Below are 12,360 nucleotides of genomic sequence, written 5' to 3' on the forward strand. Positions count from 1 at the left end.
ACTTGGCATTAAGCCATTACAATGACGTTTTTCCCGAACCACGAATAAAAGGACGCAAAAATGGAACATACATTACCAGCATTGCCTTACGCCTTAGATGCACTGGCTCCGCACATTTCTCAGGAAACACTGGAATACCACTACGGTAAGCATCACCAGACTTATGTCACGAACCTGAATAACCTGATCAAAGGTACAGAGTTCGAAAACGCCACACTGGAAGAAATCGTCAAAAAATCTTCTGCTGGTGTTTTCAATAACGCCGCACAAATCTGGAATCACACGTTCTACTGGAACGGTCTGAAACCAAACGGTGGCGGCGCACCAACGGGTGCATTGGCTGACGCGATCAACGCCAAATGGGGTTCTTTTGATGCATTCAAAGACGCCTTCACAAAATCCTGCGTCGGTAACTTTGGTTCTTCCTGGACATGGCTGGTGAAAAAAGCAGACGGCACTCTGGATATCGTCAACACGTCCAACGCAGCAACACCACTGACAACAACAGACAAACCACTGATCACCTGCGATCTGTGGGAACACGCTTACTACATCGACTATCGCAATGCTCGTCCAAAATACCTGGAAGCATTCTGGGCACTGGTAAACTGGGATTTCGCTGCTGCTAATCTGGCGTAAGCAGATCTGGCTATCGGATGACTGATGCATCGTTGATGTATTTTTGATGTATTTTTGATGATTATTGACATCCCATAGCGCGGATAGAACAGATGAAAAAAAACCTGCGCGGCAGTTTGCCAGCAGGTTTTTTTTCATCTATCGCAAAAGTTGTTTGTGAGAAGATCAGGCTTCATATTGATCAGGACTGACGCAACATTGTCCCGGCAAGCCAAACAAACTCCCTGCGCTTTGGGCAATATTATTTATGCATTGCAAGTAAGTTCGTTAAGTGATGTTCGTTTCGCCCACAGGCAACATGTTGCCTGAAGCCCTGGCTACACCATAGCAACGGAAGCAGTAACGGTTTGGAGCAAAACGCCATTGAGGTCATTTTGCGTCAATCCTGTTCAGCACTTTTTTATTCGACATTGTTACCTATCTGATAGCAAAGCTCTTAGCATGCACTCACAAACCTCCCTTTTCCTGCGCTCGCTTCCAGCCATTTTTATCTTTATCTGGGCTTCTGGCTATGTTGTTGCAAAATACGGCTTACCTTATGCAGAACCATTAACCTTTCTGAGCCTGCGTTATCTAGGTGTCATTCTGTTCATGCTGGCACTGGCGCTGATCATGCGCGCGCCCTGGCCCGAGCGTAAAGCCTTATTGCCAATTGCGATCGCCGGCATATTAATGCAGGCAATGTATCTGGGCGGCATCTGGTGTGCAGTCAAACTAGGAATGCCAGCGGGCGTAGCTGCGCTGATCGCTAATACCCAACCTATCCTGACCGCGATTATGGGACCCATGATAGGCGAGCGTATTCGCGGAAGACAATGGTTTGGATTAGGATTTGGAATTGTCGGCGTAGGGTTAGTCGTCGCCAATAAAATCTCTGTCGTCGGCCTGTCACCAGTTAGTGTCATGCTGGCGACGATGGCATTATTTTCGATGACGATTGGTACGCTGTATCAGAAAAAAACCTGCCCGACATTTGACGTCCGCACAGGGCAAGTGATTCAGTTTGGCGCCTCCCTGTTAGTTACCGCGCCACTGGCATTGTTTCTGGAAACGCAGACCATCATCTACACACCTCAATTTTTTGCTGCAATGGCATGGTCGGTATTCGTTCTGTCGGGCGTCGGCATCTCTGTTCTGTTCATCATGATACGACTCGGCGAAGCCACCAAAGTCACCAGCTACATGTATCTGGTGCCTGCAGTCACCGCAGCCATGGCATGGTTGATGTTTGGTGAAAAATTCACCATCACAGCCGTCGTCGGTATGGCGATTGCGCTGGCTGGCGTGGCATTGGTCGTCAAACCGGCACGCTAAAGTCGCTTTCCTGACAACCAGACGGTTCCCGCATTTTATTTTTGGGGGACTGTCTGATGAAACTCCCACAATTCATATCAAACAACTTTGTTTTTCGGGAACTAAAGCGCATAGGCAGCGTCTATGTGCCTTGCATTATCCATGCAAGGTGTTGGCCTCCACCCTTTGGTCAGCGTCACGACATCTGCTTTATCATTATTACAAAAAGGCTCAGTCTATGTCTTCCCCGATTCTCACTTTCAGTATGACGCTGGCTCTAGGCGTCAGCACCAGCTTTCTGCTACCTCAAACACTCGCCCATGCGGCATCAGAAAATACTATCAGCAAAATCAAACCTGCAGAACTGACGCTGGAACAAGTATTCCGTGCCAAGCCTTACGCTGGTCAAAGTGCCAAACAACTCCACTTCAGCACAGATGGCCGCTATCTGGCGTATGTATGGAATCCGTTTGGAGAAAACGGTACGGATTTGTATGTGCATGACACCCTTTCAGGAGCAACCCAGCGGATTACATCCCCTGCCATTATGAAAGCTTATGATGCGCCAGAGGATTGGGATCGCTTTGACAAAAAAGCACAGCAAAAAAATCGTGAAGAGGCAGAACGTCAGGCAAAAGCTGAGGCGCAGGCAGCCTATCTGCGTGGAGAAAAAATAAATCTGAAGCAATGGGAAGAAGCTGCACTGGCAGATATTCAACGCGAGTTGGCAGAGAAAAAAGCGAAAGCAGATGCCAAAAAAGCCGAAACCGAGGCAGAAGCTGCAAAAGAAAAAGCCGCCGCCAGCAAATCTGGGATCGTGACAACGGCCAAAGCAGACAATGACAAAAAAGAGACCAGGACAGACAAAGATAGTGATAAAGCCAAAGAAGTCTGGGAACTGCGTGATGAACTCAAGAAAAAACTGGAAAAAGAAAAACTGAAACCGACAGACCTGTATCCGGGAGTTGATGATCTGGTCTGGGCAAACAAGAAAAATGAACTGGTTTTTCAATATCGCGGTGATCTCTTCCGACTCAACATGGCAGACGGGAAAATAGAACGACTCACGCAAACCGACAAACCTGAACGCATCGTCGCCTATACCGCTGATGACAGCGGCTACATCTACATGGATGAAAAGCGCTTATACCTCGCACAATTTAGCCACAGTGCAATACGGCAACTGAATCGTGAACTGATACACCCGGATGATACAGAAAAAAAATACCGGATCGCACAAACGATACTGAGCGAAGACAAGCAATGGATGGCGATCATTGCCGAAGCACCTGAGACCAACGCTGACACAGGCAAGCCCGTGCCATCATCCGAGCGCCAGGTAGAAATCATGAATTACAGCGAACGCTTTGCGACTGCGAAAAAGGTAGCGCGTGAAGTCTCTGACGATAAACGCAAAGAACCAGCTACCGCCTTATACATCCGCCGTGTTGCCGATGCCTCCGCACGTCAGCCTCAGGCTGTGTTTACAAATGATGGCGGCGACGTGTGGTTTGAAATGAGTAAAGTCAGCTGGGCAAAAGATGGCAGTCGTTATACGTTCTCGACGTGGGAAAGAGAAAAAGAATTGCTGCGTATTTATGTTGGTCAGGCTGAAGAAGGCGTCAAACCGCGTATGGTCTTTGAGCGACGTGGCAACGTTGGTCATGAGGTAGTGAATGTCGTCGCACCGCAATTCACTCCTGATGGGCAACAACTGATCGCCATACTGGATGAGCAAGGCTACCGCCAGCCTTATATTATCGATACGCAGAATGGCAACGCCAAAGCCATATTACATGGCGATTTTGAGGCACACACCATTACCGGTTTTAGTCCCGACAGCAAATACATGTTTGTGCTGGCAAACAAGGATGATTTTGCTGCCATGAATATTTTCCGTATAGAACTGAGCAGCGGTAATATGCAGTCGCTCGGTAAATCCGGCGACTTTCACCGCAACCCGGTACTGGCTGACACAGGTGAAAAAATCGCTGCCATGGCTGGACAATGGTCTTCACGTCCAGAGCTAAAGCTGGTCGATATGCGCAGTAACCAGTCCCGCACCCTGACGCAAAGCCACGATCCGCAATGGGCAGCAATTGATATTCAACGACCTGAGCGTTTTAGTTACAACAACCGTCATGGCGATAAAATTCAGGCCTACATTTTTAAACCATCCGGATGGCGTTCATCGGACAAGCGCCCGGCGATTGTTTATACCTACGGCGGGCCATTGAATGATCGCCACATCATCGAAACAGATAGCTTCCAGCAAACTGCCTACATGTTTGGCATGTACATGGCCAACAAACATGGCTATGTCACGGTTGCGGTTGATCCACGTGGACACTCCAATTATGGTCGTAAGTTCAGCGATGCCAACTGGGAACAGGCAGGCAAACCTCAGACCGAGGATCTGGAAGATCTGGCGAAATATCTGCAAAAAAATGTAGGCGTCGATGGTAAGCGTATTGGTCTGACAGGGTGGAGTTTTGGCGGTTTTCAGACGCAGTACACCATGTACACCAGTCCGGACACCTTTGCTGCAGGCATCGCTGGTGCTGGGCCGACAGAGTGGGAAAATTACAATAGCTGGTACAGCGGCCGGACCATAGGCAAAACCGAACGCAGTAAACCAACATTACGTAAATATTCGTTATTGCCATTAACTTCAGGTCTGAAAAAACCATTGATGCTGGTACACGGCATGCAAGATCCGAATGTGTTGTATCAGGATACCGTCAACGTCTATCGCGCCCTGTTGGAGAATGGCAAGGCGTCGTTAGTGGATTTATTTCTTGATCCTGATGGTGAACATGCGATGGGCGGTGCTGTCAAACCTCATGCCTGGCATAAAAAATACGAAGCTTTTTTCCTTCAGCATTTAGGTTCTGCGCGTTGAAAATTTTCATATTGCTGCAACGGGAATATCAGTAAAAATCTGAAACCACTGCCACGTATCGATGCCGTATGTTCAATATGTTTAATATATTCAAACGGCTTTATACGTAGATACCTACACTTCCGGATAACGGTTACCCCAATGGGTATCCGTACCCGGATTTTTTTCGTTCAGAAATAAAGCAGGAATTTCACTACGTCCCACGCTCAGGTCGCGTAAATCCAGCTCACTCATTTCCCTGATTTCATGCAAGGCCCGCATCTGTTTGTTTTTGCAGAACAGTCTTTTCAGTAACTTGAATAACATATTGAGAACTCCGTGGAATGAGAGCTCTATCTTGCTATCTGGATTAAAATCAGGGAAATGACATTTTATAATTGCTACTATCAGGAAAACTGATGAGAGAACTAAGTCTGGATCAAGTAAAAACCCTGATTTCTATCATCGATCTGGGTACATTTTCTGCTGCAGCCCGAGCCCTGCATTTATCCCAGCCCACGATCAGTCTGCATATCAGCGAACTTGAGCAACGCATAGGTGCACCGCTGTTAATACGAGGCAGCAGACGTGTCATGCCCACTGCCGCCGGTTCAACACTGGCAGAAAGAGGAAGGCGAATATTGCGCGATGCGGATCTGGCGCTGGAAGCAGTACGACAACAAGTCACAGGCAATACAGGAAGTGTACGACTGGGAACCTCGACAGGTATCGTCGTTCATTTACTTCCTCAGGTATTAGAAACACTGGAGAAGAATTTTCCACAAATTGAAGTCGAAGTCAGCATACTTGGCTCAACAGAAACCATGGCGCGCCTGACACAGGGAACTCTCGATATTGGCCTGGTCGCCACCCCACAAAAACCAGGTAAGGATATCGTGATCAGTCACTGGCGCAGTGATCCTATGATGGCATTTGTGCCAGCACGCTGGAACGCACCTAAACGTATTACGCCTGCGTGGCTGGCAGAAAAACCGTTAATTTTTAATGACGCCACTACGCATATGTACCATCTGACAATGGACTGGTTTGCAGCAGCTGGACACGCACCACGCGGACGCATAGAGCTTAATTATAATGAGGCCATGAAGAGTCTGGTTGCAGCCGGTTATGGCGCAGCATTATTACCCATGGAACATCTAGAAAAATCGGGCTTGCATCCCCAGATACAAATTCTACCTGTCGTCCCAAAACTAATGCGCCATATCGGCATCGCTCACCGGCGTGTGTCAATGATTGATGGAGCGACACGCAATTTATTGCACACGCTGGGTTTATACAAACAGACAGCCAATCAGAAATAACTGTTCTCAGACTCAGTTCAATCACTGTGGCAGCATTAGTGAAAATCAGTGATATTCGGCACGAAGAATCGACGTACCGTTTTACCGGCATCGATATGACTGAGTACGGTTAACTGACTGCTGGTCTGGTTTTATGGAACACCACAGGGCTATAGGGTACAGACGATGGTGGTGGCGCTTGCAGGATATGTTTTTTCATCGCGCCGATGATATGCATTTCACAAGGTTTGCAATCGAACTTAAGCGTATATTTCTCTTCTCCGGTGACCAGTGTCATCGGCTCTGCCTTCACTTGCCCCTGAACACCTTTCACTCCCTTTGCCTGTTTGGGGCAAAGATTAAAAGAAAAACGAAGACAATGTTTGGTAATCATCAGCGATACGTCGCCCGCTTCTTCATGTGCTTCATAGGCAGCAGCGATCAACTGCACGCTGTGTTTTTTGTAAAACTCACGTGCCTTACTGTTGTACACATTCGCCAGATAACTGAGTGTTGTCTCGGGATAGGCCACTGGCGGCTCTATCGCCGGCGTACGTTCCGGCCGGTGCCACGCGGCGCTACGAGCCTGCTCGTGGGCAGCAACCGCATCACGACGCAAAGCGTTAATCACTGACGATGGCACAAACCAAAACTGCTGCAAACGAAGATCGACACTGGCGGCCTCAAACATCGTATTTCCCAGTTTGGCGAGGCTATCACGCAAACTGGCTTCCGCCTTGTCTGCCTGTTGCGCCGGTTCCAGCATTAAGTCGATACTCACCTCCGAAGTCACGCCATCTTCATCTGTCAACGATAAGCGCAATCCCTGATCCAGATCAGACAGCGTCAGCCAGACAGGAATACGGCGCTCCGCTGATTTTTTTGTCAGCGCATGCTCCCAGCGTTGGTCTCGATTACGGTTCACCAGCATGCCGACTTTCAGGCCGGCAAGCTCCGAGACTTTTTCATTCGGAAACACGCGCCAGATGTCGCCATTGTCATTCTGACCTTTGTGCTCCACCGTATTGGCCTTTATGCCCATCACTTCGCGCTTGAGCATATAGTTCAAGCCATCGCCATTGGCCATCGGCTCATTGGTTTCAATCTCAAACCATTGCGTGCCGATCTGAGTCACATAACCCAGATGTAAGCCGACGTATTTAGGAGAATCAAAGGCACCGATATCATCAAGGCGTCCATTGGCAAAATAATCGGTATGCCCACGATGGAAATTTTTATCTACATTGGGCGTAAATGCGATCTGACTACGACCACTCGATGCACGCGAGAACTCAGGACGACGTTCCAGAATATCATCCAGTAACAGACGATAATGGGCCGTGATATTTTTCACATAGCCCATGTCTTTATAGCGTCCTTCGATTTTTAAGGACTGTACACCAGCATCCAGCAATGCCTCCAGATTACGACTTTGATCGTTGTCCTTCATCGACAACAGATGTTTCTCATACGCAACGACGCGCCCTTCGCCATCGGTTAAGGTGTACGGCAGACGGCACGCCTGCGAGCAATCTCCACGGTTGGCACTACGACCGTTATCCGCGTGAGAGATATAGCACTGTCCTGAAAACGCGACGCATAGAGCGCCGTGAACGAAATATTCTAACGGTGTGCGTACTTCTGCTTTGATCGCCTTAATCTGCTCTATCGTTAATTCACGTGCCAATACCAATTGTGAGAACCCAACATCGCCCAGGAACTTCGCCTTTTCGACACCACGGATATCGCACTGGGTACTGGCATGCAACTGTATTGGTGGAATATCCAGCTCCAAAATTCCCATGTCCTGTACGATTAAGGCATCGACACCGGCATCGTAGAGCTGATGAATTTGCTTGCGCGCGGGCTCCAGTTCAGACTCGTGCAGAATGGTGTTCATCGTCACAAAAATGCGCGCATGATAACGATGTGCAAACTGCACCAGTTCTGCAATTTCGCTGAGTTCATTGCTGGCATTATGACGTGCGCCGAACGATGGACCGCCAATATACACAGCATCTGCGCCATGGATAATCGCCTCCTTGCCAATTGCAATATTCTTGGCAGGAGATAACAGTTCAGTTTGATTGACAAGCAGACTCATGGCGATAACCGGTGGCGGGGAAAGGGCGAAATTATAACGAAATCAAAGGCTTATGTCCTGACATCGCGTATTTGGCATACAGCTTCATGATAAGGTGACAAAAAAGTCCCCGATAATATCGTTGATACATCTCGAAGCCTGCCCTGAACAGCATCCGACAAGACATAAGTAATCTGCAACGTTGCGGAGCATGCAGCACACATCATCGTGGCTCAAACGTGACTCACACGTGGCTCATGCGCTGGTCAGGTGTGACTCTGTGTGACTTAATACAGCCTGAGCAGCACCTTGACACTGCCGTCGACTGCGCTTTTATCCACATAGCCAATGGCATGCTGATTCGCGATCACCTGTTTTTTTACTGCCAAACTATCACCGACTTCTGCTGGCGGCTTTCCCTGTCCGGTAAAAATCATTTTGGACCAATATGCCGTCATTTGTGGCGTATTTTTACCAACAATACGCAGATAAAACTCATCTCTCGCCGGTGCTCCTTCAATCTGATCCAGCGGCAACGCAAACATTCCTCCCGGGAATGTTGCTGATTTACCCAAGAAAATTTCAGCGACCTGATATGGACTCAGTTCCAGCCCAGTATTTTTTACCGAAGTAATCACCACCAGATCGGCAAACGCAACCGACGATAGCAGACAACATATCAGCATCAGCAGTTTTTTGGGGGAGAAAATACGATTCATCATTCGCCTCCCCTCAGAATACAAAATCAATTGCTGCACTCAGGACGTTAACACGGCCTCCACGCTGAAAATCAGGCTGCAAATTTTGCAAAGTCCCGGGTGAACCTTGCCCAAGACGAATATGATCCGCCTGTAACTTGAAATCCAGATTACGCATCAGATCCCAACGGACGCCTGCGGCAATTGTTTTTTGCGCCAGAGGAGCAACGCCCGTATCACTCAAAGGACGAAGCTCAGATAGGCTAACAAACGGCGTCCACCGCCCAAGTCGATAAGCGGCACTGACATTCCATGCCGCGCGGATCGCTTTCACGCTCCGGGCGTCGTAATTCACAACCCGTACCGCTTCTGCGTTGATCAGCCATTGTCCGGGATCGTAAGACACACCGACAGACATAAATTTGCCCAGAGGCGGCGATTGATTGTCAACATGTCGCTCCTGATAAGCCATATGCAAACTGGAAGGACCATATTCCAGCGTATCAAATACGCCCCAGACATCGCTGGAATGAATATGCGCGCCACGGGTATTCACCACGGTTTTTTTTCCGTACAACAGCGTGAGATTATTCGTCACATCTTGAAAATGCTGGCGATACGAGATATCCACGCCATCGCTGTTGGTCAGCACCAGCAAACGATAAACTTCAGCAGAAGGACGTATCCACGGGTTGCTGTATCCGACTTTCCGCGATGATGACGCCATGTAACTGGCGAGCGCGATACGACCAAAGCGCACACTCAGATCGGGTGATACCGCATACCGGATATTGGCCCAATTCACAAACGGCGTATAACTGTTATCCCAGCGATATTCAGATACTATCTGCAATACTGCAGACCACTGGGGATTGAGATTGGCAGTCACCTGAATACCCAGTCTGGTGTCGATGTCAGGATTCAAATCCCTGTTGTATCCTGAGCCTTTCGGTTGCAGGTTATCAAATACAAAATCGGCACTTTTTTCGTTGGAATGCGAAAATCCAACAGTGCCAAAACCGTTCAGACTCCATACTGGCGTTGACAACTCCCCTGTACTCTCTGTAGTGACAGCCGAGTTTTCTGTGGCTGCGATAGCCGTTCCAGACAGACAATATCCAATGATGGTAAGCAACATCACGACAAACCAGCATTTAGTTTTTTGCAAAAAAAACATCTGTTCTTCCCATCACTTTTTATGTGTGTCTGAATATTTGTGTCAATTTATTTGTGTTGGAATATCAAGTTTGGCCATGTAGATCAATGAAGTATTTTATTGCAAAACACACCATATCTATCATGAGTGAATATCAGTAGTACTACTCAACAATGTATACATGACACACTGAAAGCTTCTCAAGTAGACTCTTACTTCGCTTGTACTTTTTTTATTTTGTTATTTATCCGGACACTGACATGTCACTACGCACCAAGTTTCTGCTATTAGCTGCGCTGATACAAGCATTACTGGTAAGCCTGTTGATATGGAACAATCTGCGCTTGCTGGATACCGCCATCACCAAAAATGCTTACCGCATGGCAAATGAATATGCCGTGACGCTGAATTTTTCACTGACACCATACTCTAGTACAGGTCGCCTGCCAGAACTACAAAGCTACGTGAAAGAAATGCTGTCCGACCCACATGACAACCTGACGCGCTATCTGATGGTAGTGGATACTAACTATCAACCGTTGATTAAAGTCGGTACGGTTCCCGATAATGCCACGCTGAATCATTTCTACAGCGGTAATCAAAGTGCCAAGGCTGGCTTACAAATGCAATTGCAAGACTCCGTGATCCATGTCAGCGCCCCTATTCTATTAACCAAAAACAATGTTGGCAAAGTCTATTTTGGCCTTTCGACTGAAGACCTGACTGCGGCACGCCTGAATGTTCTGAAGCAAGGTATTGTGATCGGCATCGTCAGCTTTTTGCTGGCACTTATGTTGTTTTATCTCTTCACGCAAAAAATAGGAAGACGGCTGCGCGCCCTGACCGAGCAGGCGCAAAAAATGGTAGCGGGTGAACTGGGCACGGTCATGACCGAAAAAGACAATGATGAAATACAGGTCTATGCCGACTCACTCAATACCATGAGCATCAGTCTGCATCAACGGGTACAACAGTTGGAGATGTCTGAACAACGACTTGCACAGTCGGAAGCACGTTTCAAAATCCTGTTTGACATGGCGCCTGTAGCACTTGCGGTGAGCAAACTCGATGGCACATTGCTGGACGTGAATATGGCAACCACGACGCTGTTTAATGCAGAATTTAATATTGAATTTGATACTGAATTTCATGTTGATTTCAATTCACGGATACCAGCCAAATCAATGAATCTGCAAGACAACATCTGGTATAGCAAGAAAGAAGCTCAAAGAGTCTGGGAAATTTATCGGCAACAAGGCTCCTTGCGCGGCGACATTGCCACCGTCAAATTACGTAATGGAAACGTACTGGAACTCTCCGTCTGGTCTGCTTCATTTTTGGTGGGCGATCAACAGACTATTATCTGGGCGTTACTGGATCACACCGAAGAACGCAAGGCAAAACGTGAGCTGACAACACTCAACAGCATGCTGGAAGATCGTGTCAAAGAACGCTCACAAGCGCTGGAATTCGCCAATAGGGATCTGACAGCGGCGCTGGAAACTTTGCAGCAAACCCAACGTGAATTGATCAATGCAGAAAAACTGGCGTCATTAGGCTCACTGGTTGCCGGTATTGCACATGAACTGAATACCCCCATCGGGAACAGCTTACTCACCGCCACAACGCTGAGTGAAAAAAGTCTGGCGCTGGAAAATATCTTCATGCAGGGCAAGCTCACTCGCAGCGCCATGGCACATCATCTGCATGAGACGCGGCAAGGTTGCAAGCTGTTGGCCGAGGCATTGACCAAAGCGGCGGATCTGATTGCGGCATTCAAACAAATTGCGGTGAACCAAAATCATGAACAACGACGAATTGTCAGCCTCAACCATATGGTGACCTCTATCGTTGATGCATTCGGCCCCAGTTTTGAGAAAGCACAATGTCAGGTACAAATACAGATACCGGAACAACTGGAGCTGGATACCTACCCCAGCAGCCTTCGCCAGATATTTGAAAACCTGATCAACAATGCCTTAATTCACGCATTTGTCGAGCATACCCGCGCCAAAATTTCTATTAGTGCAGTACAGCTGGCAACAGATAAAATCGATATCATTTTCAGCGATAACGGCGCGGGAATGACTGCCGATGTGCTTGATCATTTATTTGATCCCTTCTTTACTACCAGAATGGGACAAGGCGGCGCAGGACTTGGCATGAGCATTGTCTATAATATAGTCACCGGCATTCTGGGCGGCAGCGTCAGTGCTGATTCTGAAACACATCGTGGCACGACGATTACCTTACGGATTCCGATGATCGCGCCGATACACAACAGATCGCTGTAGACTGTCATCAACCAT

9 protein-coding genes are annotated in these 12,360 nt (G+C 48.0%); 5 read left to right on the top strand and 4 right to left on the bottom strand.

Translation table 11 applies throughout. From position 1 onward, the window contains the following. The first annotated feature begins 60 nt into the window (after nucleotides 1-60). From sodB to ACO0LB_RS08790, 3 genes are all read left to right on the top strand, one after another. Nucleotides 61-639 carry a superoxide dismutase [Fe] gene (gene sodB / locus ACO0LB_RS08780; RefSeq protein WP_423048542.1) on the top strand — a complete coding sequence of 193 codons (579 nt, stop codon included), beginning with the start codon at nucleotides 61-63 and terminating at the stop codon, nucleotides 637-639. A gap of 441 nt (nucleotides 640-1,080) precedes the next feature. Next, the gene (locus tag ACO0LB_RS08785) at nucleotides 1,081-1,953 is read left to right on the top strand and encodes a DMT family transporter (RefSeq protein ID WP_423048544.1); all 873 of its coding nucleotides are present in this window, start codon (nucleotides 1,081-1,083) and stop codon (nucleotides 1,951-1,953) included. Between the two features lie 217 nt (nucleotides 1,954-2,170). After that, nucleotides 2,171-4,834, top strand: coding sequence for a S9 family peptidase (locus tag ACO0LB_RS08790; RefSeq protein WP_423048546.1), 2,664 nt, complete (start codon nucleotides 2,171-2,173; stop codon nucleotides 4,832-4,834). Nucleotides 4,835-4,948: 114 nt separating this feature from the next. On the opposite strand, the gene ACO0LB_RS08795 is transcribed toward ACO0LB_RS08790, so the two are convergent. Then, nucleotides 4,949-5,140 (bottom strand): hypothetical protein, encoded by a 192-nt coding sequence (locus tag ACO0LB_RS08795; RefSeq protein WP_423048547.1) that lies wholly within the window; start codon nucleotides 5,138-5,140, stop codon nucleotides 4,949-4,951. A 92-nt stretch (nucleotides 5,141-5,232) separates the two neighbouring features. Between ACO0LB_RS08795 and ACO0LB_RS08800 the strand changes: the two genes are divergently transcribed. Then, complete coding sequence (locus ACO0LB_RS08800; protein ID WP_423048549.1) at nucleotides 5,233-6,135, top strand: LysR family transcriptional regulator; 903 nt, start codon at nucleotides 5,233-5,235, stop codon at nucleotides 6,133-6,135. 109 nt (nucleotides 6,136-6,244) lie between these two features. On the opposite strand, the gene ACO0LB_RS08805 is transcribed toward ACO0LB_RS08800, so the two are convergent. From ACO0LB_RS08805 to ACO0LB_RS08815, 3 genes are all read right to left on the bottom strand, one after another. Continuing rightward, nucleotides 6,245-8,218: a peptidase U32 family protein gene (locus ACO0LB_RS08805; RefSeq protein ID WP_423048551.1), complete on the bottom strand. Its 1,974-nt coding sequence runs from the start codon at nucleotides 8,216-8,218 to the stop codon at nucleotides 6,245-6,247. Between the two features lie 266 nt (nucleotides 8,219-8,484). Continuing rightward, on the bottom strand, nucleotides 8,485-8,919 hold the full coding sequence (locus tag ACO0LB_RS08810; RefSeq protein ID WP_423048553.1) for a phosphate ABC transporter substrate-binding protein: 435 nt from the start codon (nucleotides 8,917-8,919) through the stop codon (nucleotides 8,485-8,487). Between the two features lie 10 nt (nucleotides 8,920-8,929). After that, nucleotides 8,930-10,072 (bottom strand): porin, encoded by a 1,143-nt coding sequence (locus tag ACO0LB_RS08815; protein ID WP_423048554.1) that lies wholly within the window; start codon nucleotides 10,070-10,072, stop codon nucleotides 8,930-8,932. Nucleotides 10,073-10,311: 239 nt separating this feature from the next. Between ACO0LB_RS08815 and ACO0LB_RS08820 the strand changes: the two genes are divergently transcribed. After that, nucleotides 10,312-12,345 (top strand): ATP-binding protein, encoded by a 2,034-nt coding sequence (locus tag ACO0LB_RS08820; protein WP_423048556.1) that lies wholly within the window; start codon nucleotides 10,312-10,314, stop codon nucleotides 12,343-12,345. Nucleotides 12,346-12,360 lie beyond the last annotated feature (15 nt).

Origin of the sequence: Undibacterium sp. SXout7W (assembly GCF_049339385.1) — a bacterium.
Classification (GTDB): Bacteria; Pseudomonadota; Gammaproteobacteria; order Burkholderiales; family Burkholderiaceae_D; genus Undibacterium.